The sequence below is a fragment of the Mycobacterium sp. genome (assembly GCF_029961025.1).
GTDB lineage: Bacteria > Actinomycetota > Actinomycetes > Mycobacteriales > Mycobacteriaceae > Mycobacterium.
Map to the genome: position 1 here is coordinate 70,407 of NZ_JASBVP010000013.1, position 24,514 is coordinate 94,920.

General features: G+C 63.7%; 23 protein-coding genes and 2 pseudogenes. 15 read left to right on the forward strand and 10 right to left on the reverse strand.

Going from position 1 to position 24,514, the window contains the following annotated elements:
• The first annotated feature begins 6 nt into the window (after positions 1–6).
• From QJR12_RS15085 to QJR12_RS15115, 7 genes are read left to right on the forward strand one after another with little or no spacing between them, the layout of a single operon-like run.
• Positions 7–546, forward strand: a complete 540-nt coding sequence (locus QJR12_RS15085) for a F0F1 ATP synthase subunit B (protein WP_300583885.1) — start codon at positions 7–9, stop codon at positions 544–546.
• 5 nt (positions 547–551) lie between these two features.
• A complete protein-coding gene (locus tag QJR12_RS15090) occupies positions 552–1,892 on the forward strand; it encodes a F0F1 ATP synthase subunit B/delta (RefSeq protein ID WP_300583887.1) in 1,341 nt (446 codons plus the stop codon).
• Positions 1,893–1,923: 31 nt separating this feature from the next.
• Positions 1,924–3,576, forward strand: coding sequence for a F0F1 ATP synthase subunit alpha (atpA, locus tag QJR12_RS15095; RefSeq protein WP_300583889.1), 1,653 nt, complete (start codon positions 1,924–1,926; stop codon positions 3,574–3,576).
• A gap of 6 nt (positions 3,577–3,582) precedes the next feature.
• Positions 3,583–4,506, forward strand: coding sequence for a F0F1 ATP synthase subunit gamma (locus QJR12_RS15100; RefSeq protein WP_300583892.1), 924 nt, complete (start codon positions 3,583–3,585; stop codon positions 4,504–4,506).
• Between the two features lie 41 nt (positions 4,507–4,547).
• A complete protein-coding gene (gene atpD, locus QJR12_RS15105; protein WP_300583895.1) occupies positions 4,548–5,999 on the forward strand; it encodes a F0F1 ATP synthase subunit beta in 1,452 nt (483 codons plus the stop codon).
• Positions 6,000–6,026: 27 nt separating this feature from the next.
• Complete coding sequence (gene atpC, locus QJR12_RS15110; RefSeq protein WP_300583897.1) at positions 6,027–6,395, forward strand: ATP synthase F1 subunit epsilon; 369 nt, start codon at positions 6,027–6,029, stop codon at positions 6,393–6,395.
• A 14-nt stretch (positions 6,396–6,409) separates the two neighbouring features.
• A complete protein-coding gene (locus QJR12_RS15115; protein ID WP_300583899.1) occupies positions 6,410–6,853 on the forward strand; it encodes a DUF2550 domain-containing protein in 444 nt (147 codons plus the stop codon).
• Positions 6,854–6,865: 12 nt separating this feature from the next.
• Here the strand turns inward: QJR12_RS15115 and QJR12_RS15120 are convergent, their stop codons facing one another.
• Positions 6,866–7,459, reverse strand: coding sequence for a cob(I)yrinic acid a,c-diamide adenosyltransferase (locus QJR12_RS15120; protein ID WP_300583901.1), 594 nt, complete (start codon positions 7,457–7,459; stop codon positions 6,866–6,868).
• Between the two features lie 69 nt (positions 7,460–7,528).
• Here QJR12_RS15120 and murA point away from each other — a divergent pair, with 69 nt between their 5' ends.
• Entirely contained in the window at positions 7,529–8,818 is a 1,290-nt protein-coding gene (gene murA, locus QJR12_RS15125) for a UDP-N-acetylglucosamine 1-carboxyvinyltransferase (RefSeq protein ID WP_300583905.1), read from the forward strand.
• On the opposite strand, the pseudogene QJR12_RS15130 reads toward murA, so the two are convergent.
• Positions 8,757–9,176: pseudogene (locus QJR12_RS15130) on the reverse strand (MBL fold metallo-hydrolase); the annotation flags it as partial. The gene murA and the pseudogene QJR12_RS15130 overlap by 62 nt on opposite strands.
• Positions 9,177–9,450: 274 nt before the next feature.
• Here QJR12_RS15130 and phoU point away from each other — a divergent pair.
• The gene (phoU, locus tag QJR12_RS15135; protein ID WP_300583230.1) at positions 9,451–10,119 is read left to right on the forward strand and encodes a phosphate signaling complex protein PhoU; all 669 of its coding nucleotides are present in this window, start codon (positions 9,451–9,453) and stop codon (positions 10,117–10,119) included.
• A 112-nt stretch (positions 10,120–10,231) separates the two neighbouring features.
• Here the strand turns inward: phoU and QJR12_RS15140 are convergent, their stop codons facing one another.
• Positions 10,232–11,395 carry a CapA family protein gene (locus QJR12_RS15140; RefSeq protein ID WP_300583227.1) on the reverse strand — a complete coding sequence of 388 codons (1,164 nt, stop codon included), beginning with the start codon at positions 11,393–11,395 and terminating at the stop codon, positions 10,232–10,234.
• Positions 11,396–11,594: 199 nt separating this feature from the next.
• Between QJR12_RS15140 and QJR12_RS15145 the strand changes: the two genes are divergently transcribed.
• Entirely contained in the window at positions 11,595–12,011 is a 417-nt protein-coding gene (locus QJR12_RS15145) for a CBS domain-containing protein (RefSeq protein WP_300583225.1), read from the forward strand.
• Positions 12,012–12,103: 92 nt separating this feature from the next.
• Here QJR12_RS15145 and QJR12_RS15150 read toward each other — a convergent pair whose 3' ends face one another.
• The 3 genes from QJR12_RS15150 to QJR12_RS15160 all read right to left on the reverse strand — a co-directional run bounded on the left by QJR12_RS15150 (position 12,104) and on the right by QJR12_RS15160 (position 13,215).
• Positions 12,104–12,373 (reverse strand): hypothetical protein, encoded by a 270-nt coding sequence (locus QJR12_RS15150; RefSeq protein WP_300583223.1) that lies wholly within the window; start codon positions 12,371–12,373, stop codon positions 12,104–12,106.
• 18 nt (positions 12,374–12,391) lie between these two features.
• Positions 12,392–12,637, reverse strand: coding sequence for a universal stress protein (locus QJR12_RS15155; RefSeq protein ID WP_300583220.1), 246 nt, complete (start codon positions 12,635–12,637; stop codon positions 12,392–12,394).
• 164 nt (positions 12,638–12,801) lie between these two features.
• Positions 12,802–13,215 carry a nitroreductase gene (locus tag QJR12_RS15160; protein WP_300583218.1) on the reverse strand — a complete coding sequence of 138 codons (414 nt, stop codon included), beginning with the start codon at positions 13,213–13,215 and terminating at the stop codon, positions 12,802–12,804.
• A 129-nt stretch (positions 13,216–13,344) separates the two neighbouring features.
• On the opposite strand from QJR12_RS15160, the gene acsA reads away from it, so the two are divergent.
• Positions 13,345–15,156: an acetate--CoA ligase gene (gene acsA, locus QJR12_RS15165; RefSeq protein WP_300583907.1), complete on the forward strand. Its 1,812-nt coding sequence runs from the start codon at positions 13,345–13,347 to the stop codon at positions 15,154–15,156.
• On the opposite strand, the pseudogene QJR12_RS17775 reads toward acsA, so the two are convergent.
• A pseudogene (locus QJR12_RS17775) lies at positions 15,130–16,047 on the reverse strand (hypothetical protein); the annotation flags it as partial. The gene acsA and the pseudogene QJR12_RS17775 overlap by 27 nt on opposite strands.
• 60 nt (positions 16,048–16,107) lie before the next feature.
• Between QJR12_RS17775 and nucS the strand changes: the two are divergent.
• Both nucS and QJR12_RS15180 read left to right on the forward strand, forming a co-directional pair.
• Entirely contained in the window at positions 16,108–16,779 is a 672-nt protein-coding gene (gene nucS, locus QJR12_RS15175) for an endonuclease NucS (RefSeq protein WP_300583909.1), read from the forward strand.
• Positions 16,780–16,813: 34 nt separating this feature from the next.
• Entirely contained in the window at positions 16,814–17,110 is a 297-nt protein-coding gene (locus QJR12_RS15180) for a hypothetical protein (protein WP_300583911.1), read from the forward strand.
• Here the strand turns inward: QJR12_RS15180 and mce are convergent.
• Positions 17,107–17,589 carry a methylmalonyl-CoA epimerase gene (mce, locus tag QJR12_RS15185; protein WP_300583913.1) on the reverse strand — a complete coding sequence of 161 codons (483 nt, stop codon included), beginning with the start codon at positions 17,587–17,589 and terminating at the stop codon, positions 17,107–17,109. The two genes, QJR12_RS15180 and mce, sit on opposite strands and share 4 nt — an antisense overlap.
• 80 nt (positions 17,590–17,669) lie before the next feature.
• Between mce and QJR12_RS15190 the strand changes: the two genes are divergently transcribed.
• Both QJR12_RS15190 and QJR12_RS15195 read left to right on the forward strand, forming a co-directional pair.
• Positions 17,670–18,851 carry an acetyl-CoA C-acetyltransferase gene (locus tag QJR12_RS15190; RefSeq protein ID WP_300583915.1) on the forward strand — a complete coding sequence of 394 codons (1,182 nt, stop codon included), beginning with the start codon at positions 17,670–17,672 and terminating at the stop codon, positions 18,849–18,851.
• 172 nt (positions 18,852–19,023) lie between these two features.
• Positions 19,024–19,932, forward strand: coding sequence for a tetratricopeptide repeat protein (locus QJR12_RS15195; protein ID WP_300583917.1), 909 nt, complete (start codon positions 19,024–19,026; stop codon positions 19,930–19,932).
• Positions 19,933–19,954: 22 nt separating this feature from the next.
• On the opposite strand, the gene glgB is transcribed toward QJR12_RS15195, so the two are convergent.
• Positions 19,955–22,183, reverse strand: a complete 2,229-nt coding sequence (glgB, locus tag QJR12_RS15200) for a 1,4-alpha-glucan branching protein GlgB (protein ID WP_300583919.1) — start codon at positions 22,181–22,183, stop codon at positions 19,955–19,957.
• 8 nt (positions 22,184–22,191) lie between these two features.
• Positions 22,192–24,270, reverse strand: a complete 2,079-nt coding sequence (locus QJR12_RS15205; protein ID WP_300583921.1) for an alpha-1,4-glucan--maltose-1-phosphate maltosyltransferase — start codon at positions 24,268–24,270, stop codon at positions 22,192–22,194.
• Positions 24,271–24,514: the final 244 nt, after the last annotated feature.

Here is a 24,514-nt window from a genome sequence, read left to right on the forward strand (position 1 = left end):
CTACTCATGTACCAGGGTCACGTGAGCGCTGATGGTCTGGCCGCCGGCCGGGCAGTGGCGGAAGGCGGCAACAACTTCCTCATCCCCAACGGCACCTTTTTCTTTGTGCTGGTCATTTTCCTGATCGTGCTCGGCGTGATCGGCACCTTCGTGGTGCCGCCGATCATGAAGGTGCTGCGGGAACGCGAGAACATCGTCACCAGGACCCTGGCCGACAACAAGACGGCCGCCGAGCAGTTCGCCGCAGCGCAAGCCGACTACGAGCACGCGATGGGCGAGGCCCGCGCCCGGGCGTCGGCCCTGCGCGACGACGCCCGGGCGCAGGGCCGCAGAATCCTTGAGGACATGCGGGCGCGCGCCGAGGAGCAGGTGGTGGCGACCCTGCACAGCGCCGGTGAGCAACTAAAACGGGAGGGCGATGCGGTGGCCGCGGATCTGCGCTCGCGGGTGGAAGCCATGTCGGCGACCCTGGCCAGCCGCATCCTGGGCGTCGACATCACCACAGTGACCACCGCGACGGCAATCACCAGGACGGCGGGGCGGTAGCGGCCATGTCGACGTTTATCGGGCAACTGTTCGGGTTCGCGGTCATCGTGTTCCTGGTGTGGCGGTACGCCGCGCCGCCGGTGCGCAACCTGATGACGGCTCGGCAGAACGCAGTACGCACGGAGTTGGAAGAGGCCGCAAGCGCCGCGAAGCTACTGGCCCAGGCGAGCCAGGCTCACGCCAAAGCCCTCGAAGACGCCAAAGCTGACGCGCAGCGGGTCACCGAGGAGGCGCGCCTGGACGCCGAACGCATCATCGAACAACTCCGAGCTCAGGCCGACGCCGAGGTGGAGCGCATTAAGGTACAGGGGACGCGGCAGGTCGAGTTGCTGAGGGCGCAGCTGATCCGGCAGCTTCGCCAGGATCTCGGTTACGAATCCGTGCAGCGCGCAGGGGAATTAGTGCGTGAACACGTCGCTGATCCGGCGCGGCGGTCGGCCACCGTCGATCGTTTTCTCGACGAGTTGGATGCGATGGCTCCTTCGGCGGCGGATGTCAAGTATCCCGTGTTGGGCAGGATGCGTACCTCCAGCCGGCAGGCGCTGACCGGCCTGCTGGAGCGATTCGATGAGATAACGCCCGCCCTCGACGACAGGGGATTGGCGGTTCTGGCCGAGGAGCTGGCAGCGGTAGCCAAGCTGCTGGGTGGTGAACTCGTTATCACCCGGTATCTCACCCAGTCGAGCGAGGACGCGGCCCCCCGCATCCGGTTGATCGAGCGGCTGATTTCCGGCAAAGTCGGAGACCCTGCACTCGAGCTGTTGCGCAGCGCTGTGGCGGCACACTGGTCGGCCGATTCGGACCTGGTCGACGCGGTAGAATATATTGCGCGGCAGGCACTTTTGGTGCGGGCTGAACGCGCCGGTCAGGTCGACGAGGTAGAAGATCAGCTGTTCCGGTTTAGTCGCATTCTGGACGCCCAGCCGCGCCTTGCGCTCCTACTCGGCGACTACGGCGTACCCGCCGGGGAGCGGATCCAGCTGCTGCGCAACGTGTTGGAGAGCGCCAGTTCCGGCGTCAACCCGATCACCGTCGCGCTGCTGTCCCAGACCATCGAGCTGATCCGTGGCCGGCCTGCCGAGGAGGCGGTGCTGGAGCTGGCGGAAGTGGCGGTGGCTCGCCGCGGCGAAGTCGTGGCACGCGTCGGCGCGGCAGCCGAACTCAGCGAAGCTCAGCGCACTCGTCTCACCGGGGTGTTGAGCCGTATCTACGGTCATCCGGTGACCGTGCAGCTGCAGATCGACCCGGCGCTGCTGGGGGGGTTGTCGATCTGCGTCGGCGACGAGGTGATCGACGGTACGCTCTCGTCTCGTCTGACTGCCGCCGAAACCCGGTTACCCGACTGAACAATCACACCAATCAGGAAGACGAAAGATCATGGCAGAGTTGACAATCTCCGCGGATGAGATTCAGGGTGCGATCGAGGAATACGTTAGTTCCTTTACCTCAGACGCTACCCGCGAGGAGGTCGGCACGGTCATCGATGCCGGGGACGGCATCGCCCATATCGAGGGGTTACCGTCGGTGATGACCCAAGAGCTGCTTGAGTTCCCGGGCGGAATCCTTGGGGTGGCGCTCAACCTCGACGAGCACAGCGTCGGGGCGGTGATCCTCGGGGATTTCGAGCAGATCGAAGAAGGCCAGCAGGTCAAACGCACCGGAGAAGTGTTATCGGTCCCGGTCGGCGATGCGTTCCTCGGCCGGGTGATCAATCCGCTCGGGCAGCCGATCGACGGTGGCGGGGACATCGACGCCCAGGCTCGGCGCGCACTGGAAGTCCAGGCGCCGTCGGTGGTGCAGCGTCAAAGTGTCAAAGAACCACTGCAGACCGGTATCAAGGCCATCGACTCGATGACGCCGATCGGTCGCGGGCAGCGTCAGCTGATCATCGGCGACCGCAAGACGGGCAAGACCGCGGTCTGCGTTGACACCATCCTTAATCAGCGGAAGAACTGGGAAAGTGGAGATCCCAAACTGCAGGTGCGATGTGTGTACGTCGCGATCGGGCAGAAGGGCACCACGATCGCCGCGGTGCGCCGGGCTTTGCAAGAGGGCGGCGCTATGGACTACACCACAATTGTCGCCGCGCCCGCATCGGAATCCGCTGGCTTCAAATGGCTCGCTCCTTACACCGGTTCAGCGATCGGCCAGCACTGGATGTACGAGGGCAAGCATGTGCTGATCGTCTTCGACGACCTGACCAAACAGGCGGAAGCCTACCGTGCGATTTCGCTGTTGCTGCGGCGCCCGCCCGGCCGGGAAGCCTATCCCGGCGACGTGTTCTATTTGCACTCGCGTTTGCTGGAGCGCTGCGCGAAGCTCTCCGACGAGCTCGGTGGGGGTTCGCTGACCGGGCTGCCGATCATTGAGACCAAGGCCAACGACATTTCCGCCTACATCCCCACCAACGTGATCTCCATCACCGATGGCCAGTGCTTTTTGGAGACCGATTTGTTCAACCAGGGCGTGCGCCCAGCGATCAACGTCGGGGTGTCGGTGTCCCGGGTGGGCGGTAATGCGCAGATCAAAGCGATGAAAGACGTCGCAGGGTCGCTGCGCCTGGATCTCTCGCAGTATCGCGAACTCGAAGCCTTCGCCGCCTTCGCTTCCGATCTAGATGCCACGTCCAAGGCGCAGTTGGAGCGCGGCGCCAGGCTGGTCGAGCTGCTCAAACAACCCCAGTACCAGCCGATGCCCGTCGAGGAGCAGGTGGTGTCGATCTTTTTGGGCACGGCCGGCCATCTGGACTCGGTGCCCGTCGAAGATGTCAGTCGCTTCGAAACCGAGTTCCTGGATCATATGCGTGCCTCTGAACAGGAAATCCTCAGGGAGCTCAGGGAATCGCAGAAGCTCACCGATGAGCTCCGTGACAGGCTGACCGAGGTGGTCAATCACTTCAAGAAAGGGTTTGCTCCCACGGGCGGTGGCTCGGTGGTCCCGGAGGAGCACGTCGAAGCCCTTGACGAAGAAAAGCTGGGTAAAGAAGCGGTACAGGTCCGCAAGCCGCCGCCGCCGAAGAAGAAGAAGTAGTCGACTATGGCTGCCACACTCCGCGAATTGCGCGGACGCATCCGCTCCGCCGGTTCGATCAAGAAGATCACCAAGGCCCAAGAGCTGATCGCAACGTCACGCATAGCCAGGGCGCAGTCCCGGCTCGCGGCCGCCAGGCCGTACGCGTTTGAAATCACTCGCATGCTTACCACGCTGGCTGCCGAATCCGCGCTGGACCATCCGCTCTTGGTCGAGCGCCCTGAGCCAAAACGGGCGGGCGTCCTAGTGGTGTCGTCCGACCGTGGCCTGTGCGGTGCCTATAACGCCAACATTTTTCGCCGCGCCGAGGAGCTGTTCTCCTTGCTCCGACAGGAAGGCAAGACTCCGGTACTGTACGTGGTTGGTCGCAAAGCGTTGGGTTACTACACTTTCCGGAATTGGGACATTACCGAGTCGTGGGCAGGATTCTCCGAGCAGCCCCATTACGAGAATGCCACTGCGATCGCATCCACGCTGGTGGAAACGTTCATGGCCGGAGCCGACGACACCGGGGAGGACCCAGGCGCCGATGGCGTCATCGGTGTTGATGAGTTGCACATCGTTTACACCGAATTCAAATCGATGTTGTCACAGTCGGCGGAAGCTCGCCGGATCGCCCCAATGGTGGTGGAATACGTGGAGGAGGAGATCGGTCCACGCACGCTGTACTCCTTCGAACCGGATGCCACCACGCTCTTTGAGTCACTGTTGCCACGCTATCTGACCACCCGGGTCTATGCCGCGCTTTTGGAATCTGCGGCGTCGGAATTGGCATCGCGTCAACGAGCCATGAAGTCTGCTACCGATAATGCCGACGACCTCATTAAAGCCTTGACGCTGGAAGCCAACCGTGAACGGCAAGCCCAGATCACCCAGGAAATCAGCGAAATCGTCGGCGGTGCCAATGCACTCGCCGAGGCCGCAAAGTGAACTCCCATCGATAGGTCCCACGAGGAAGTGCAGAAGAAGATATGACTACTGCCGCTGAAAAGATTGTAAAGACCCACGGCGGGAACGCCAATGGCCGTGTGGTCCGGGTCACCGGACCTGTGGTCGACGTCGAGTTTCCCCGGGGTTCGATACCCGAGTTGTTCAACGCGCTGCACGTCGATGTCACCTTCAAATCGCTGGCGAAAACTTTGACGCTGGAGGTAGCACAGCACCTCGGTGACAACCTGGTGCGCTGTATTTCTATGCAGCCCACCGACGGCCTGGTGCGCGGCGTCGAGGTGATCGATACGGGCGGCCCGATTTCGGTGCCGGTCGGCGAAGGCGTCAAGGGTCACGTCTTTAACGTGCTAGGCGATTGCCTGGACGAGCCGGGGTACGGAAAAGATTTCGAGCACTGGTCTATTCACCGCAAGCCACCCTCTTTCGAGGATCTTGAGCCGAGAACGGAAATGCTCGAGACCGGTCTGAAGGTCATCGACCTGCTGACCCCGTATGTGCGTGGTGGCAAGATCGCACTGTTCGGTGGTGCCGGCGTGGGGAAGACGGTGTTGATCCAGGAGATGATCAACCGCATCGCCCGTAACTTCGGTGGAACCTCGGTATTCGCCGGTGTCGGTGAGCGTACCCGCGAGGGCAATGACCTGTGGGTGGAGCTGCGAGAAGCCAACGTCCTCAAGGACACCGCCCTGGTTTTCGGCCAGATGGATGAGCCGCCGGGTACCCGCATGCGAGTGGGGCTGTCGGCGCTGACCATGGCCGAATGGTTTCGTGACGAGCAAGGCCAGGACGTCTTGTTGTTCATCGACAACATCTTCCGGTTCACCCAAGCCGGTTCAGAAGTGTCGACGCTGCTGGGCCGGATGCCCTCGGCGGTGGGGTATCAACCCACGCTGGCCGATGAGATGGGCGAGCTGCAGGAACGTATTACCTCGACCCGGGGCCGTTCGATCACGTCGATGCAGGCGGTTTACGTGCCAGCCGACGACTACACCGACCCGGCACCCGCGACCACGTTCGCTCATCTGGACGCGACTACCGAGCTGTCCCGCGCGGTATTCTCCAAGGGCATTTTCCCGGCTGTAGATCCATTGGCATCGAGTTCGACCATTCTTGATCCGAGCATTGTTGGCGAGGAGCACTACCGCGTTGCACAGGAGGTAATTCGGATTTTGCAGCGCTACAAGGATCTACAGGACATCATCGCCATCCTGGGCATTGACGAGCTCTCTGAAGAGGACAAGCAGTTAGTCAACCGGGCCCGGCGCATTGAGCGGTTCCTCTCGCAGAACATGATGGCGGCTGAGCAGTTCACCGGCCAGCCGGGTTCGACGGTCCCCGTGAAAGAAACAATCGAGGCGTTCGATCGGTTGTGCAAGGGTGACTTCGACCATGTTCCCGAACAGGCGTTCTTCTTGATCGGTGGCCTTGACGACTTGGCCAAGAAAGCTAAGAGCTTTGGCGTCAAACTGTGATCTCACCATGACGAAAGGTGATGCGGCATGGCTGAAATGGATGTCGACATCGTCGACGTCGACCGGAAGATGTGGTCCGGTCGGGCTACATTCATCTTCACTCGCACCACCGTCGGCGAGATCGGCATCATGCCCCGTCATATCCCGTTAGTGGCACAGCTCGTCGAAGATGCCATGGTGCGGGTCGAGCGTGAGGGCCAGGAGGACTTGCGTATCGCGACACATGGCGGATATTTGACGGTAACCGAAGACGGGGGTGTCATCATCCTCGCCGAATCAGCGGAGTTCGCTTCGGAGATCGATGAGGCTACCGCCAGACATGACGCCCAGTCCGGGGATCCCAGGATTGCAGCTCGGGGACGGGCGAGGTTGCGCGCCTTGGGCGTACTCGAATAAGCCAGCCGCAGCCGATGAGCGCGCCCATGATCGCAGTGGCCGTGCTGGCCGCCGTGTTGTTGCTAATCGTCGTTGCGCTGAGCTATCGGTTGTGGAAGTTGCGCCAGGGCGGGATTGCGGCGATCATGCGGGATATCCCCGCGGTCGAGGGCCACGGGTGGCGGCACGGTGTCGTTCGTTATCACGGCGGGGAGGCAGTGTTTTACCGGCTTTCCAGTGTCCGTTTGTGGCCCGATCGCCGGCTTAGCAGGCGGGGAATCGAGGTTGTTTCGCGGCGGTCGCCGCGAGGCGACGAGTTCGACATCATGACCGACGAAATCGTAGTTTTAGAGCTGCGCGACACCACGCAGGTTCGCCGGAGTGGTTATGAGATCGCATTGGACCGTGGAGCATTGACCGCGTTTTTGTCGTGGCTGGAATCCCGCCCTTCGCCGCGCGCACGCAGAAGCAGTGCGTGATCGGCGGGGTGTTCAGGTCTCGGGCCGCGTTGTCGGCGTGGCAGCGCCGGGTTGCCACAGTACATCGCCGCCCGAGTTCGCCCGCCGTGCCAGAATAAACAGCAGATCCGAGAGACGGTTCAGATACCTGGCCGGCATTGCACTTACGGTTTCCGGGTAGGCTTCGATCGCGGCCCACGCTGAGCGCTCAGCACGGCGAACGATGGTGCGGGCGAAGTGCAGTAAGGCTGAGAGCGCTGATCCACCGGGTAGCACAAAAGAATTCAGTGCGGGCAAGTCTGCGTTGTGTTCGTCACACCATTTCTCGAGCCGCTCGATGTAGGGCTGAGTGATTCGCAAGGGCGGCGACTTTGGATCCTTAACGACCGGGGTGGAAAGGTCCGCTCCGGCGTCGAACAAGTCATTCTGTACCTGCTGAAGCACATGCATGACTTGCTGGTCGGGGTTTCCGAGCGCGAGCGCGAGGCCGATCGCTGCGTTCGCCTCGTCGCAGTCTGCGTACGCCGCCAACCGAACGTCCGTCTTGGCGATCCGGGAGAAATCACTTAAGCCGGTGGTACCGTCATCGCCGGTACGCGTATAAATGCGCGTCAAGTGTACAGCCATACGTCAAACGGTACCGGCCGGTGACCGGGCTGACTGACAGGGCGATACCCTCTCGCTAAACTAACCCGAGTGGCTGAGCGTTTCGTGGTTACCGGCGGCAATCGGTTGTCGGGCGAAGTTGCGGTCGGTGGCGCCAAGAACAGTGTGCTGAAGCTGATGGCCGCGGCGTTGTTGGCCGAGGGCACCACCACGATCACCAACTGCCCCGACATCCTCGACGTCCCGTTGATGGCGGAAGTACTGCGCGGGCTCGGCGCCCAGGTGGAACTGGCTGGCGACACCGTCCGAATCACTTCTCCGGATGAACCCAAATATGATGCCGACTTCGCTGCGGTGCGGCAGTTCCGCGCCTCGGTCTGCGTGCTGGGACCGCTGGTCGCCCGGTGCAGACGGGCCAAGGTTGCTCTGCCCGGGGGCGATGCGATCGGCTCGCGTCCGCTCGACATGCACCAGGCCGGCCTCCGCCAACTGGGTGCCAACTGCAATATCGAGCACGGTTGCGTCGTGGCTCAGGCGGACACCCTGCGCGGCACAGAGATTCAACTCGAGTTCCCCTCGGTGGGGGCTACCGAGAACATCCTGATGGCAGCCGTCCTGGCCGAGGGTGTCACCACCATTCACAACGCGGCCCGGGAGCCCGATGTGGTCGATCTCTGCACGATGCTCAACCAGATGGGCGCGAAGGTCCAAGGCGCGGGCTCACCGACGATGACGATTACCGGCGTACCGCGGCTATATCCGACCGAGCACCGCGTAATCGGAGACCGCATCGTGGCGGCCACCTGGGGCATCGCCGCGGTGATGACCCGCGGCGACATCACGGTGACCGGGGTTGATCCAGCCCACTTGCAGGTGGTGCTGCACAAGCTGCACGACGCCGGTGCCACCGTCACCCAGACCGACGACAGTTTCCGGGTCACGCAGTACGAGCGGCCGAAGGCGGTCAATGTCGCGACACTGCCGTTCCCCGGGTTCCCCACCGATCTGCAGCCGATGGCGATCGCGTTGGCCTCGATCGCTGACGGAACATCCATGATAACCGAGAACGTGTTCGAATCCCGGTTCCGATTCGTCGAGGAGATGATCCGCCTGGGCGCCGATGCGCGCACCGACGGACACCACGCCGTCGTGCGTGGTCTCCCGCAGCTCTCGAGCGCTCCGGTGTGGAGTTCGGACATCCGTGCAGGTGCCGGCCTGGTGCTTGCGGGGCTGGTCGCCGATGGCGACACCGAGGTACACGATGTCTTCCACATCGATCGTGGCTATCCCCGCTTCGTGGAAAACCTCGTCAGCCTTGGTCCAGGCGCCGCGCCTCAAGGACGCCGAACGCGCCGTCAGCGACCTGCCCATCCCCAGTGAGCGGCTGCTCGCGCAGGTCGACGACGTCGTAGAAAGCGCAGGCGTGACGCAGCCGCGCGAAGAATTCCCGGCCCGACGCGGGAAAGTGCGCCGATATCGGGTGTTGCACCCGGTCCAGGGACAGGCGCTGCACGATGCCGGGCACACCAAGACAGTGGTCACCGTGGAAATGGCTGAGGCACAGCCGGGTCACGCTGGTCGCCGGGATACCGGCCAGCGTCAGTTGCCGCTGGCTTCCCTCGCCTGGATCGAACAACAGCCCCTCACCGTCCCAGCGCAGCAGGTATCCGTTCTGGTTGCGACGACGGGTGGGCACCTGACTGGCGGTACCGAGCACGATCAGCTCCCGGATCGACACCTATCGAGACTACGGTCCACCGCGGCGTCGGGGGCGTCGGGATGACGGGTTCTGGCAACCGCTTTCCCGCCGTCGGCACCGACAGCGGCCCGAGCCCCCAATGTGACTTTGGGCCACGGCGGCGGTGACCTGCGGCCCTGCCGGTGAACCGACCGTCAGCGCATGATCACAACCGGCGTGCAGGAAGGAGGCAGGCAATGCGAGCCCGGCCAGGGGATGTGGTTATCCGGAATAGGTATGCCTGGTGATGCCGACGTGACCGGCGGGTGAGCAGATGCGGCCCGCCTATCGTGAGCAGCTGGCCGAGCTGAGCGGACAGTTGGCGCAGATGTGCGAACTGGCCGGTGTGGCCATGGAACGCGCGACTCACGCGTTGTTGCAGGCCGATCTGGTGCTGGCCGAGCAGGTGATCAGCGACCACGAGAAGATTGCTGCAATCAGCGCGCGCGCCGAGAAGAAAGCGTTCCTGTTGCTGGCCCTGCAGGCCCCGGTCGCCGGTGACCTGCGGGCGATCGTCAGTTCGATTCAAAACGTCGCCGAACTCGAACGGATGGGGGGGTTGGCGTTGCACGTCGCCAAGATCGTCCGGCGCCGTCACCCACAACACGCTCTTCCGGAAGAGGTCAACGGATACTTCGCAGAGATGGGCCGATTAGCGGTCGAGTTGGCGGCCGAGGCCCAGGAAGTGTTGCTGTCCGGGGATCCGGACAAAGCCGCCCGAATCCGCCGAGAAGATGACGCGATGGATGATTTGCATCGGCAGCTATTCGCGGTCTTGATGGACCGCCGCTGGAAACATGGTGTGGAGGCGGCCGTGGACATGACGCTGCTGGGCAGGTTCTACGAACGCTTCGCTGACCACGCTGTGAACGTGGCCCGCCGCGTGATCTTCCAGGCGACCGGAACACATCCCAACGACGAAACCCGGTTCAGCGCCGGCTGAACCGCTCCGCCACTGCGGGTGGCGCTACCCGCCGACAACCAAGCGACAAGCCGGCCACGGCAAGTCAGTCAACAGTTGGGATGGCAAGCAAGCCCGATCGTTTAGGCCGGCCTCAGCTGCCGGCATCTGCCGGGCTCATCTGGGGCCGGGTGGTGCTGCTCAGGGGCATGACTTCCAGCAGGTCGTCGGGTCGCGCCACGACGCGGATCCCGAACCGGCGACTGGTGCGCTCCACGGTGGCGCGAAGCCACTCGGTGTCGGTCTGCGAGGCGCGCTCAAGCCGGATCCGCCGTACCCGCAACGGGATCAACCGCAGCGAGACCAATTCACCGCTGGCCGGATCGGTACTGGTCAAATACAGCAGGCCGAGATCACCGCGGAATGACTCGTGTCCGCCGATGCCCTCGTAATCATTGATGACGTCGCCGCAGCCGTACAGGATCGGTTTGCCGCGGTATATCTCGATGGGCCTGGGGTGGTGTGAGGAATGCCCGTGAACTATGTCCACGCCGGCATCGATGAGCCGGTGCGCGAACCCGATTTCGTCCGGTGTGACGGCGTAGCCCCAGTTGGGCCCCCAATGCACGGAAACGATCGCCACGTCGCCGTCACGCTTGTGCGCGAGCACCCCTGCCGCCACGTCGTCGGCGACCCGGCTTGACAGGTCCCGGACCAACCACACCCCGGCCCGGTCGCGCTGTGCGGCCCACGACTCGGGAACGCCGGACGATTTCGTCGCCACCGAGCCGACGAGCACCCGGTGTCCACCGGGAACCGTCACCGCCGCCGGGCGGCGCGCGATGAGCTGATCGGCTCCCGCCCCGGCAGCCTGGATTCCTGGCGGGGTGAGGGCCAAGATCGTATCGGCTAACCCTTGATAGCCGAAATCGAGAATGTGGTTGTTGGCCAGGGCGCACACGTCGGGCCGAAACACCGTGAGCACCGGCAGGTTGTCGGGGTGCATTCGATAGCACACCGTTTTGTGCTCGGCGAACTCGCCATCGGCGGTGATCGTTGTTTCCAGGTTGATCACGCGAACATCGGGTGCAACATCGTCAAGGAGCGCCAGTACGTCACCCCAGGGCCAGCTCCAATCCACCGGACGGGGAATCGGCCCGTTCGCTCGCTCGGCGAGGTGAACATACTCTCGCGCATCCCGCACGTACGGCTCGCGCAAGTACGGGTCACCGGGGTGCGCCAAAATCTGATCGACGCCGCGCCCGAGCATGACGTCGCCACCCAGCAGCACTGTGATCATCGCGGGTTCACCTGCCACCCCCGATCACCGCCTCCCATAGGTTAATCGATCGGCCACCTCACTGCCGCCACCTTCGCATCACCCCCGGACGACGGCAACGGCCAAACGTTGGCGGCTAAAAGGCCTAATGGCCCTACCACGGCTGAAAACCGGCACCTAGATTATGGGTTGCCGATTCTCAATCACCCAGGCACAGCATGAATTTCAGGAGAACACCATGACGACGGCCAAAGACATCATGCAGCGTGGGGTGACCTATATCGGTGAACATGAGACGATGACCGCCGCGGCCCGGCACATGCGCGACTCGGGTGTGGGGGCATTGCCGATCTGGGGGGACGACAACCGTCTGCTCGGCATGCTCACCGACCGCGACATTGTCGTCAAATGCATCGCCGTCGGTCGTGATCCCAACACCACCACGGCCGGTGAGCTGGCGCAGGGCCGGGTCTATCACATCGGCGGTGAGGCCAGTATCGAACAGATGCTCAGCATGATGGAGGAGCATCAGATCCGGCGGCTGCCGGTCATCGAAAACCACCGGCTTGTCGGAATCGTCAGTGAAGCCGATATCGCCCGTCATCTCCCCGAGCACGCCATCGCCGAGTTCGTCAAGGCCATCTACGCACCGTAGTAGATAACGTAATAGACGAGTTGTTATCGGGTTGCGCCGCTCAGTCGCCCCGTTGCCGACGGTTCGAGGGCCGCGGCGTCGGGTCACGGCTATCACGGTGTCCCCGGCGTGGCGCCCACCGGGGCGGGAAAGCGGTCGCTGACCCCGGTGCTGCCGGCTTGCCGGGCGCAGTGCGCAGAGCAGTAAATCGTCCCCTCGGCCTCTACCCCATGGCCTAGGACCCGACAGCCGCAGTGCGCGCACGTGGGAGCCAATTTCATTGCCGCGCACTCAATGCTGTCGAAGGTTGCGCTATGGCCATCCACCCAGGTGACGGTGAATGCTTTATCGTAGTCATTGCCGCAGGTAGCGCAGATAGCCATCGGAATCGACTCCTTTCCTCACCGGTAGGGGATCACAAATCCGGGGTTGGTCACGTTCACGGCCCGACCGGCGTTCCGCCGCGCCGTGTCGCCGCGCCGGGTTGCCAGCGCCCGGGTATCGATGCGGTTTTGCTCCATGACGCAGAGCAACCGCAACGGGATGTCGGAACCGGCCACCTTCTCGGCGGCCCACCGCGCAGCGCCAACCGCTGTCTGCGACCCATCGGTGCCAACGACCACCGACGTCGGCGGACCATACTCCATCATGTGCGCCCTTGGGCAGTGGTCAACGGGAGAACGCAAAAACGCTATCGAACACGTCGCAATAGGTCAGGAGGCTTTAGTCCTCACTTGGTGATTCGTTGTTCCTTATTCCGGTGGTCCCTGTCCCGGCGGCCCGCGCTGACGATGGGAGCGCTCGCAGGGCGTTAGCCGCGCGGCTCGGCAAGCTTCAGCTTGACGAAGTTGGCGATTCCCAAACGCCGATACAGTCGCCGACGTCCCGCCGATAGCTGTGGCGCCGCCGATTCCGCACCGATAATTTCGGGCTCGACGACAGCGTAGGTCTGGTCCCTGACCCGAATCGTTGCCTGCCCAGCGCTTAGCACGTTACGCAGCCAATCGACGTGTGTGCCGTAGGGCAACGGGACGATAAACCCATCCGACACCGTCTCTGCGACCACCGGTGTCGCGTACCGCCGGCCCGAGTGACGTCCGGTGTGCCCGATCACCGACGCATACCAGTGTTTGCGCCCGGCCAGTCGCATCATCGCCGGGTTGAGCATGAACTTGTTGAACACGCGCAGCGTGTCCCGGATCGACCATCTGCTGGGGTGGTCCATGCCCCGATGGTGTGCCCCCGCCGTCTCCTCGGGGCAGGGTCATCCGGCCGCACCCTTTGGTGACCTTGGTCCCTATCCCGGCTCGCCCGGCACGGAAACGATGAAGACAACACCCGGCTAGGACCCAGCATGCAGATCATTCACAAGAGCGCCGACGATCTTGTCGTCACGCCGAATTTCACCGACTATCAGCAGATCTGCTCAACCTTCGACTGGGCCGATGTGCCGCCGTTGTGCGAAGGCATGGGCGGCGGCTGCAACATCGCCTACGCCGCCGTCGACCGCCACGCCGAGGGTCCGGCGCGAACCCGCACGGCACTGCGGTTCATCACCGATCCCGGCCCCGACGGCCGGATCGCGACCAGGCAATTCAGCTACGGCGAACTGGCCGGGCTGTCGAGGCGGTTCACCGGCGTCCTGCGCTCGCTCGGCATCGGCAAGGGAGACCGGGTCTTCACGGTCATGGGTCGAATCCCCGAACTGTACATCGCGATCATGGGCGCCCTGCGCAACGGCAGCGTCGTGTGCCCGATGTTCTCGGCCTTCGGGCCCGAACCCATCGCCACCCGGGTCGGCATCGGTCAGGCCGATGTTTTGGTGACCACCACCTCGCTTTACCGGCGAAAGATCGCCCAGGTCCGCGACCGCCTGACATCGGTTCGACACATCGTGCTGGTCGACGGTCGGAACACCCCCGAGGGGGTGTCGAGCTTCTGGCATCTGATGAGCGCATCCGACGAGAACTCCCCGATCGAGCCCACAACTGCCGACGACCCGGCACTGCTGCACTTCACCAGCGGCACCACCGGGACGCCGAAAGGCGCCATCCACGTGCACGGCGCCGTCGCGATGCACTACGTCACCGGCCGGTATGCGCTCGACCTGCATCCCGACGATATTTTCTGGTGCACCGCCGATCCGGGCTGGGTGACCGGAACCTCCTATGGTGTGATCGCCCCGTTGTTGCTCGGCGTGACGTCGATCGTCGACGAGGCGGAATTCGACGCCGAGCGCTGGTACACCATCCTGCAAGATCAGGGCGTGACGGTGTGGTACACCGCACCCACCGCGATCCGGATGCTGATCAAAGCGGGTCCCGAACTCCCCGCGCAGTACCGGTTTCCGCGTCTGCGTTTCATCGCCAGTGTCGGTGAACCACTAAACCCGGAGGCGGTCTGGTGGGGGAAACGCGTTCTGGGCCTGCCGATTCACGACAACTGGTGGCAGACCGAAACCGGCGGAATCATGATCGCGAACACACCCGCGTTCGATATCAAACCCGGATCGATGGGCCGGCCGCTGCCCGGCGTGCACGCATACATAGTGCGACACAATGACGACGGCAGCGTTTCGGTGATCGACGAGCCGGATGTCGAAGGTGAGCTTGCGCTCAAGACCGGCTGGCCGTCGATGTTCCGGGGTTATCTGCACGACGAAGAGCGCTACCGCAAGTCGTTCACCGACGGGCTGTACCTCACCGGGGATCTGGCGAAAAAGGATGCCGACGGCTATTTCTGGTTCGTCGGCAGGGCAGACGACGTCATCAAGTCGGCCGGGCATCTGATCGGCCCGTTCGAAGTCGAAAACACCCTGACCGAGCATCCCGCGGTCGCCGAGGCGGCGGTCATCGGCAAACCGGATCCGGTGGTGGGCGAGATCGTCAAGGCGTTCGTCACGCTGAAGGACGGCTTTACCGGCGACGAGGAGCTGCGGCTGGCGTTGCTGGCTCATGCCCGCAAGAAGCTGGGCGCCGCGGTCGCCCCCAAGGAGATCGAGTTCGCCGACTCGCTGCCGCATACCCGCAGCGGAAAGATGCCCGACGTGGCGACCGAACAAGTCGCGCACGCGTTCCCGCTCGCGGAGTCCGTCGACCATCGCATTGAACCCGCGCTGCAGCTCACCAAGTTCGGTGCCATCGAACACGACCAAATCGCCACGTAAATCACCCTGCTCGACCCGCTTGAGCGCGGACCGCACCACCCGTACCGGCGTCGCGATCAGCCACGACAGGACCCACATCAGGACGGATCCGAAGATCAGCGTCATCATCGAGATGAGCAGCACTGCGACCCCGAACTGGGTCTCGGTCAAATTGTGCAGCAACAGCACGAAAATCACGGTGACGGCGATGCCGATGACAGGCACACCGGACCCGAGTAGCCACACTGTCATGATCCGGCCCACGATGCCCGTGGCCAGGCGCCGCGGCGGAGGTCCGGCCTCGAGAGCTTGGGCGGCTACCGGGCGCAGGGCGAACTCGGTCAACAGGTAGCAGCCGGTGGCGACTAGGACGCCACAAAAGCTCACCGCGAACAGGAACCGCGGGATGAACTCGCTGTTGACCAGGCCGTAGAGGGTCGTCAACAATGCCGCGCCGACACCCCACAGGACGAGGTGCACCATCGCCACCCGCCACGGAGCCAGGAAGGTGTCGCGCTCATTGGCTCGGGTCGGTTTGCGTTCCTCGATCGCCCACCGCATCGCCGCCACGGTTCTTCGGGTGATCCAGTAGGTGCCCACCGCCAGCACAATTACCAGCCAAAGCGGGACAATCGCGAAAGTAAGCCATACCGGCGCGTCGCTGAACACACTGGGCACTGGAAAAGCCACCGTCACCAGCAACAGGGCGACACCGATCCCGATCAGGTTCGCGGCCAGCATGAAGACGGTGAGGATGACCTGAATGCGCACCCGGCGGTGGCGCTGGCTGTCCGACACCCGGCCCAGCAGCCAGGATCCGTAGGCGGGGGTTTCCGGGAGGCGGCCGCTCTGGTGGGTCAGCGCCTCAAGCACCCGGCCCAGGTGTTGGGTCACCGTCTTCCTGGCCGTCATGGTGGCGCCAGCTTAATTTGTCTCCGCCTATTCCGAAGCCGGTGGCTTATGGTGGGTCGGGTGCGACTCGTGATCGCCCAGTGTACGGTCGACTACCTCGGTCGGCTTACCGCGCACCTGCCGCCCGCGCGCCGGCTGCTGTTGTTCAAGGCTGACGGGTCGGTTAGTGTGCACGCCGATGGCCGCGCCTACAAGCCGCTGAACTGGATGAGTCCGCCGTGCTGGCTCACCGAGGAACTCGGCGGGCCGCAGCCGGTCTGGGTGGTGCAGAACAAAGCCGGAGAGCAACTGCGGATCACCGTTGAGCAGATCGAGCATGATTCCAGCCACGAGCTGGGTATCGACCCGGGACTGGTTAAGGACGGCGTCGAGGCCCACCTGCAGGCGCTGCTCGCCGAGCATGTCGAGCTACTGGGGACGGGATATACGCTGATCCGCCGGGAGTACATGACCGCGATCGGGCCGGTTGACTTGCTGTGCCGCGACGAGCACGGCCACTCGGTGGCAGTTGAGATCAAGCGTCGTGGCGAGATCGATGGTGTTGAGCAGCTGACCCGCTATCTCGAATTGCTCAACCGTGATAGCGTGCTCGCGCCGGTGAAGGGAGTTCTTGCCGCCCAGCAAATCAAACCGCAGGCCCGCACGTTGGCTGCTGACCGCGGTATCCGTTGCGTCACAATCGATTACGATAAGATGCGCGGTCTGGACAGCGGTGAGTACCGGCTGTTTTGAGTTTCGCGGAGAAATTATGGGTTAGGCTGATGATATGCCCCGCCGCCGCACCTCAGCTCGTCGGCAGCAGCCGCTCTGGTTGTTGCCGGTTGCCCGTAAAGCGGAGACCGGACCCGACGGCCACGACTACGAAGTGCGGCCGGTCGCCGGGGCCCGCGCCTCTAAGAGCTATAGGTGTCCGGGTTGCGATCACCAAATCCGCTCCGGTGCAGCACATGTAGTGGTGTGGCCCGTTGATTCACCATTCGCCGGGGTAGCTGATCGGCGTCACTGGCATACGACCTGCTGGGCCGAACGCACCCGGCGGCGTCCAACCCGAACGCGGTTCTAGATCCGCGAGTCTGACACGGAAGCTGGTTCAACCAACTCGATCAACACGCCGCCCGCGTCCTTGGGGTGAATGAAGTTGATTCGCGAGTTCGCCGTTCCGCGCCTGGGTGTCTCGTAGATCAGCCGAACACCTTGAGCGCGCAATCGCTCGGTCAGCGCTTCGAGATCACTGACCCGGTACGCCAGTTGCTGCATGCCGGGCCCGCGTTTGTCTAAGAACTTCGCGATCGCCGACGACTCGTCGAGCGGGGCCATCAACTGGAGTTGCGCGCTGCCGGCGGGAGCACCTCGTACCGCCAGCATCGCTTCGTGAATTCCCTGCTCCTCGTTGACCTCCTCGTGCACCAGGATCATGCCGAGGTGGTCGTGGTACCACATGATCGCCGCGTCCAGGTCGGGAACCGCCAGTCCGACGTGATCGATAGCCGTAACCAACGCGGTGGCCAGGGCGGGAGGTGCGTCGATTTGATCGGTGGTCATAACCTAACGGTAACCTGACGGCGAAGATTGTGCTTCACCGGCCGGTGGACCGGCCGCTCGCACCCGCCCAGGAGGTAGTTATGACGACATCGGTGATCGTTGCTGGAGCGCGCACCCCGATCGGCAAGCTGATGGGTTCCCTGAAGGACTTCTCGGCCACTGACCTGGGCGCCATCGCGATTGCGGCGGCGCTGGAGAAGGCACAGGTTCCACCTTCGCTGGTCGAGTACGTGATCATGGGCCAGGTGCTGACCGCGGGTGCCGGCCAGATGCCCGCGCGTCAGGCCGCGGTGGCGGCCGGCATCGGCTGGGATGTGCCCGCGTTGACCATCAACAAGATGTGCCTCTCCGGCCTGGATGCCATCGCCCTTGCCGATCAGCTCATCCGGGCCGGGGAGTTCGACGTGGTGGTGGCCGGGGGACAGGAATCGATGACCAGGGCGCCGCACCTGCTGATGAACAGCAGGGCCGGCTACAAGTACGGGAATGTCACGGTTTTAGACCATCTGGCCTACGACGGTTTGCACGACGTCTTTACCGACCAGCCGATGGGCGCGCTTGCCGAGCAGCGCAACGAAGTCGATAAATTCACCCGTGAGGAACAGGACGAATACGCCGCGCGCTCACATCAGAGAGCGGCCGCGGCGTGGAAGGACGGTCTCTTCGACGACGAGGTGGTGCCGGTCAGCGTCCCGCAACGTAAGGGTGATCCCTTGCAGTTCAGCGCGGACGAGGGCATTCGCCCCGATATCACCGTCGAATCGCTGGCCGGGCTGCCGCCGGCATTCCGGCCGGACGGCACGATCACCGCGGGGTCGGCGTCACAGCTTTCCGACGGTGCTGCCGCGGTTGTGGTGATGAACCAGGACACGGCCCGAAAGCTGGGGCTTACCTGGCTAGCCGAGATCGGCGCACACGGTGTGGTGGCCGGCCCGGATTCGACGCTGCAATCACAACCGGCCAACGCGATCAAGAAAGCTCTCGCCCGGGAAGGCATTACGCTGGATCAGCTCGCAGTTGTGGAGATCAACGAGGCGTTCGCGGCGGTGGCCCTGGCCTCGATACGGGAACTCGGTGTGGACCCGGAAATCGTTAACGTCAACGGCGGCGCGATCGCGGTAGGGCATCCGCTTGGCATGTCGGGGGCCCGCATCACGTTGCACGCCGCCCTGGAGTTGGCGCGCCGCGGTTCCGGCTACGCGGTTGCCGGCCTATGTGGCGCCGGCGGCCAGGGTGATGCCCTGATCCTGCGGGCCGGCTAACGCCGAGCCGCCGCGGGTGTTTGCCGGCCGATGTGGTGCGGGCCACATGTGAGTTTCGCCATAACGGCGGATGGTAGTGCCGCTTGAGGGTGTTCACCTCGTGCCGACACCGGGATCCCGGTCTGCGCAACCGGCTGGAGGGGCATCCGAGGCGCATGACAGACTTGACACTGTGACACGTCCTGGACCCCGGATTGGGCCCGCCATGGCCGGAGCCGTCGATCTGTCGGCGCTGAAAGAGCGAGCCCAGCGGAAGGCGTCACCCGGCGGCAACGCGGCCGCTGGGGCGTCGGCGGAAGCGGTCGGCACCGAGGTCACCGAGGCCAATTTCGAAGAAGAGGTGCTGGTCCGCTCCGGGCAGGTGCCGGTCGTGGTGCTGCTGTGGTCTCCGCGCAGCGACGTCTGCCGCCAGTTGGCCGACGCCCTGGCGGGCCTGGCCGCCGCCGACAGCGGTAAGTGGTCACTGGTTACGGTCAACGTCGAAGCCATGCCCAGGGTGGCCCAGATTTTCGGCGTCCAAGTGGTCCCCACTGTGGTGGCGCTGGCCGCGGGACAGCCGATCTCCAGCTTCCAGGGCATGCAGCCAGCGGCGCAATTGCGCCGCTGGCTGGATTCCCTGCTGTCTGCGACGGCTGGCAAGCTCACCGGTGCACCGGGTTCCGAACAACGGATCGACCCGGCGCTGGCGCAGGCACGAGAACAACTGCAGGCTGGTGATTTGGTGGCCGCGCGTCACTCCTATCAGGCGATCCTGGACGCCGATCCGAACAGTGGTGAAGCCAAGGCGGCGATCCGCCAGATCGATTTTCTGACCCGGGCCACCGCACAGCGGCCCGACGCTGTAGCGGTTGCCGATGCGACCCCGGACGACATCGATGCCGCATTTGCCGCGGCCGACGTGCAGATCCTCAACCAGGACGTCAGCGCCGCGTTCGAGCGCCTGATCGCACTGGTGCGACGCACGTCCGGCGACGAGCGCACCAAAGTGCGCACTCGGCTGATCGAACTGTTCGACCTTTTCGACCCGTCGGATCCCGAGGTCATCGCCGCGCGGCGTAGCCTTGCCAATGCGCTTTACTGAGGTGCGGTCATCGGAAACCGGGTCACGGATATGCGTTGGCTCCCGCCGGGCGCCACTCAGCGGGTTCTAGCCACACAGCCGACAGGGGTGGTAACACCAGCACCGCCGACGCCGGGCGGCCGTGCCACGGCTCGTCGGTAGCGTCGACGCCGCCCAAGTTGCCGACGCCGGAACCCTGATAGGCCGTGGCATCGGTGTTGAGCACTTCGCGCCACCGGCCGGCGCTGGGTAAGCCGAGCCGGTAGCCGGTGTGCTCCGTGCCGGCGAAATTGAACACGCAGGCGAGTACCGAGCCGTCGCTGCCGTAGCGTAAGAAGCTCAGCACGTTGTTGGCCGAGTCGTTGGCGTCGATCCAGGAATACCCGTCGGGGGTGGAGTCCCGGCTCCACAGCGCGGGGTGGCTACGGTAGATGGCGTTGAGGTCGCGCACCAGTCGCTGGATCCCAAGCGAAAAACCCTCCTCCTCGAGTTGAAACCAGTCCACGCCGCGCTGTTCGGACCATTCGGCTCGCTGGCCAAACTCCTGACCCATGAATAGCAGTTGCTTGCCCGGGTGCGCCCACTGGTAAGCCAACAGGCTGCGTAGCCCGGCGGCTTTCAGGTGATCGTTGCCCGGCATCCGTGCCCATAGGCTGCCCTTGCCGTGCACCACCTCGTCGTGGCTGAGCGGCAGCACGAAATTCTCGCTGAACGCATAGAGCATGGAAAACGTCATCTCGTGGTGGTGGTAGCTGCGATAGATCGGATCGTGGCTAAGGTAGCCAAGAGTATCGTGCATCCATCCCATGTTCCATTTCATCGAAAAACCCAGGCCACCAAGGCTTGTCGGTCGTGACACACCTGGCCACGACGTCGATTCCTCGGCGATGGTGACAATGCCAGGAGCTACCCTGTGCGCAGTGGCGTTCATTTCCTGCAGGAATCGCACCGCTTCGAGGTTCTCCCTGCCGCCGTAGATATTCGGCGTCCAGGCACCCGGAGGTCGTGAGTAATCCAGATAAAGCATCGACGCCACCGCATCCACCCGTAGGCCGTCGACGTGAAACTCTTGTATCCAGTATAGCGCATTGGCCACCAGGAAATTGCGCACCTCGTGTCGGCCGAAATTGAACACATAAGTACCCCAGTCGAGTTGCTCGCCACGCGCGGGATCGGCATGCTCATAAAGCGGTGTGCCGTCGAAACGGCCCAGCGCCCAGGAGTCCTTGGGGAAGTGGGCTGGTACCCAGTCGACAATGACACCGATGCCGGCTTGATGCAGCGCGTCGACGAGAGCGCGGAAATCGTCGGGGGTGCCAAACCGAGAGGTCGGTGCGTAGTAAGAGGTTACCTGGTATCCCCACGATCCGGCGTACGGATGCTCAGCCACAGGCAGCATCTCGACATGGGTAAACCCCTGCGCCACTACATAATCGGTTAGCTCTCGGGCAAGCTCACGATAGCTCAGTCCGGGACGCCACGATCCCAGATGGACTTCGTAGGTACTCATCGGCTCGACCACCGGATTTTTCTGGGCGCGCTGCCTCATCCAGTCATCATCTTTCCACGTGTAGTTGCTCGACGTGACTCGCGAGGCGGTATGCGGCGGCACCTCGGTAGCGAACGCGAACGGGTCAGCCCGGTCAGTAACCACGCCATCGGCGCCATGAACCCGAAACTTGTAGAGGCCATCACGGGGGAAGTCGGGCCAGAACAATTCCCATACTCCCGAAGAGCCCAGCACCCGCATCGGGGCATCGTTACCGTTCCAGCCGTTGAAGTCGCCGATGAGGCTGACACCCTTGGCATTGGGTGCCCACACAGCGAACGACACGCCCTCGACTACACCGTCGGCGGTGGTGAACGAGCGGGGATGCGCACCCAATACCTCCCATAACCGCTCATGGCGGCCCTCGGCGAACAGATGCAGGTCGATCTCACCTAACGTCGGCAGGAAGCGGTAGGCATCGGCAACGGTATAGACGCCGGAATCGGCGTAGCTTATCTGCAGCCGATAGTCCATGAGACCGACGAACGGTAGCGCAACTGCGAACAGCCCGGACTCGATGTGCTGCAACGTGAACCGCTCACCCCCGATAAGCGCGACGACTTCGGTCGCGTGCGGTCGGAACGCTCGGATTATGGTGTGGTCGCCGTACTCGTGGGCGCCTAAGACGCCGTGGGGATTGTGATGTACACCAGCCACCAGCCGTGCCAGGTCGCCGGGATCCGGAGCCAGGTCGGCCACCGTGAAGCGTTCAGTCGGTGTCATTTCGGGAATCACCTCCTGCGCAGCAAGGTGAATCGGGATTCTTCCGGGACCGGGGGCATGTTGATGATGTGGGCAACCGCGCGAGCCGGATCGATGCGAACGTAGTTGGCTTGCCCCCATTGGTATTGCTCGCCAGTTATTTCATCGCGAACCCAAAATCGTTCGTAGGGCTCCCTGCCCAGTGCTGCCATGTCCAACCACAAGGTTGCCTCTTCGGGAGCAAATGCGTTGAGCGTAACTACTACCAGCACGCAGTCTCCGGTAATGGGGTCGAACTTGCTATAGGCGAGTAGCGCGTCGTTGTCGATATGGTGGAAATGGATGGTGCGCAACTGCTGCAACGCTGGATGCAGTCGGCGGATTGCGTTGAGCCGTGCAATAAATGGTTCCAAAGATCGTCCTTGCGCGAGAGCGCTGGCGAAGTCGCGGGGTCGCAACTCGTATTTCTCGGAATTCAGGTATTCCTCACTACCCTCATGCAGTGCGTGATGCTCGAAAAGTTCGTAGCCGGAATACATTCCCCATGACGGACCCATGGTCGCCGCCAGCACCGCCCGGATGGCGAACATCCCGGGTCCGTTGTGCTGCAGTACCGCGTGCAGGATGTCCGGGGTGTTGACGAACAGGTTGGGCCGACGATAGTCGGCGAGTTCGGCAATCTCGCGGCCGAACTCGGTGAGCTCCCCCTTCGACGTGCGCCAGGTGAAGTAGGTGTAGGACTGGGTGAAACCGAGTTTGGCGAGTCCGTACTGGCGTACCGGCGGGGTGAAGGCCTCGGATAAGAACAGCACGTCGGGGTCGGCCGCTTTGACCTGGGCGATCAACCAGGCCCAGAAATCGGGCGGCTTGGTGTGCGGATTGTCGACCCGGAAGAACTTCACGCCGTGATCCACCCAGTAGCGCACCACGCGCAGCACTTCGCCATACAAGCCGGCCGGGTCATTGCTGAAGTTCAGCGGATAGATGTCCTGGTATTTCTTGGGTGGATTCTCCGCATAGGCGATGGTGCCGTCGGGCAGTTCGGTGAACCACTGCCGGTGGTCCCGGGCCCAGGGATGATCGGGTGCGCATTGCAGCGCAAGGTCGAGCGCTACCTCCATTCCCAGTTCGCGTGCTGCCGCGACGAACCGGTCGAAATCCTCGATCGTGCCCAGTTGGGGGTGGATAGCATCGTGACCGCCCTCATCGCTGCCGATCGCCCACGGAGAGCCGACATCGCCAGGCGCGGCAGTTACGGCGTTGTTGCGGCCCTTACGGTGGATCTTGCCGATGGGATGAATCGGCGGCAGATAAACCACGTCGAAACCCATATTGGCGATGCGCGGCAGCGCCGCCGCCGCGGTGGCAAAGGTGCCATGCACCGGATTGCCGTCGGCGTCCCAGCCGCCGGTAGAGCGCGGAAACATCTCGTACCACGCGCCGAAACGCGCCAGGGGCCGATCCACCCAGACGCCGTATTGCTCACCGCGGGTCACCAGTTCGCGCAACGGATAGCGGGCCAGCAGCTCGCCGATCTCAGGTGTCAGCGCCGGCGCGGCCCGGGTCACCGGATCACCCGGCGCGCGCAACGCAGCCGCGGCCGCCAGCAGCGGCTCGCGTTGCGCACGCGGCACCCCGGCGGCGGCGCGCTCGAAGAGCCGGGCACCCACCAGCAGATCGTTGGACAGTTCCGTCTCTCCCTGGCCGGCATCCAGTTTGGCCACCGTCGCGCGGCGCCAGGTGTGGATCGGGTCACCCCACCCGTCGACCCGGAAGGTCCACAATCCAACGCGGTCCGGGATGAACTGGCCATGAAAGACGAAAGGTTCCGCACCCATCGTCATCGGCAGCAGCAGCGGTTTGACACGGAGGTGAGCACCGGGGGCTTCCGGGTCAAGGACCGGCACAGCCGGGGTGCCGCGCAGTTCGGGAACTTGCGGGTAGCGTGGCCCCAGATAGCGCACGACCAGGGTCGCCGCAACGGCCTCATGACCTTCCCGCCATACCGCGGCGCGGACCGGCACGACCTCGCCGACCACCGCTTTGGCGGGGTACTTGCCGCAGGAAACCACGGGCTGGACGTCATCAATCACGATCCGACCGGGCACCCGTTACTCCGTTCCGTTCCGATTGCCGGGCTCCTCCCGGACCGGGTGACGGCCCACATCGTCGCCGGGGTTTTGCCGTTTTCGTCGCCGCGACCAACCCGTGCAGTGCTCCTTTGCGACAATCTGTTCCTCGCTGTTTCTCGGCAACACCCGTCCCGCGGTACCCACCGGCGATACCCACCGTAGTGCCCGGGCACTCCGTGAGTGCCAAGCAGCCGCTTCGACGCGCTGCGGTGAGCCGAGC

What these genes read in the sequence shown, in the direction of transcription:
- QJR12_RS15085 (WP_300583885.1), top strand. Translation starts at nt 7, where the DNA reads ATGTACCAGGGTCACGTGAGCGCTGATGGTCTGGCCGCCGGCCGGGCA.
- QJR12_RS15100 (WP_300583892.1), top strand. Translation starts at nt 3,583, where the DNA reads ATGGCTGCCACACTCCGCGAATTGCGCGGACGCATCCGCTCCGCCGGT.
- glgB (WP_300583919.1), bottom strand. Translation starts at nt 22,183, where the DNA reads ATGACACCGACTGAACGCTTCACGGTGGCCGACCTGGCTCCGGATCCC.
- mce (WP_300583913.1), bottom strand. Translation starts at nt 17,589, where the DNA reads ATGACCACCGATCAAATCGACGCACCTCCCGCCCTGGCCACCGCGTTG.
- QJR12_RS15115 (WP_300583899.1), top strand. Translation starts at nt 6,410, where the DNA reads ATGAGCGCGCCCATGATCGCAGTGGCCGTGCTGGCCGCCGTGTTGTTG.
- QJR12_RS15120 (WP_300583901.1), bottom strand. Translation starts at nt 7,459, where the DNA reads ATGGCTGTACACTTGACGCGCATTTATACGCGTACCGGCGATGACGGT.
- QJR12_RS15090 (WP_300583887.1), top strand. Translation starts at nt 552, where the DNA reads ATGTCGACGTTTATCGGGCAACTGTTCGGGTTCGCGGTCATCGTGTTC.
- acsA (WP_300583907.1), top strand. Translation starts at nt 13,345, where the DNA reads ATGCAGATCATTCACAAGAGCGCCGACGATCTTGTCGTCACGCCGAAT.
- phoU (WP_300583230.1), top strand. Translation starts at nt 9,451, where the DNA reads ATGCGGCCCGCCTATCGTGAGCAGCTGGCCGAGCTGAGCGGACAGTTG.
- atpA (WP_300583889.1), top strand. Translation starts at nt 1,924, where the DNA reads ATGGCAGAGTTGACAATCTCCGCGGATGAGATTCAGGGTGCGATCGAG.
- atpD (WP_300583895.1), top strand. Translation starts at nt 4,548, where the DNA reads ATGACTACTGCCGCTGAAAAGATTGTAAAGACCCACGGCGGGAACGCC.
- QJR12_RS15180 (WP_300583911.1), top strand. Translation starts at nt 16,814, where the DNA reads ATGCCCCGCCGCCGCACCTCAGCTCGTCGGCAGCAGCCGCTCTGGTTG.
- atpC (WP_300583897.1), top strand. Translation starts at nt 6,027, where the DNA reads ATGGCTGAAATGGATGTCGACATCGTCGACGTCGACCGGAAGATGTGG.
- QJR12_RS15155 (WP_300583220.1), bottom strand. Translation starts at nt 12,637, where the DNA reads ATGGAGTATGGTCCGCCGACGTCGGTGGTCGTTGGCACCGATGGGTCG.
- QJR12_RS15160 (WP_300583218.1), bottom strand. Translation starts at nt 13,215, where the DNA reads ATGGACCACCCCAGCAGATGGTCGATCCGGGACACGCTGCGCGTGTTC.
- QJR12_RS15150 (WP_300583223.1), bottom strand. Translation starts at nt 12,373, where the DNA reads ATGGCTATCTGCGCTACCTGCGGCAATGACTACGATAAAGCATTCACC.
- QJR12_RS15145 (WP_300583225.1), top strand. Translation starts at nt 11,595, where the DNA reads ATGACGACGGCCAAAGACATCATGCAGCGTGGGGTGACCTATATCGGT.
- QJR12_RS15190 (WP_300583915.1), top strand. Translation starts at nt 17,670, where the DNA reads ATGACGACATCGGTGATCGTTGCTGGAGCGCGCACCCCGATCGGCAAG.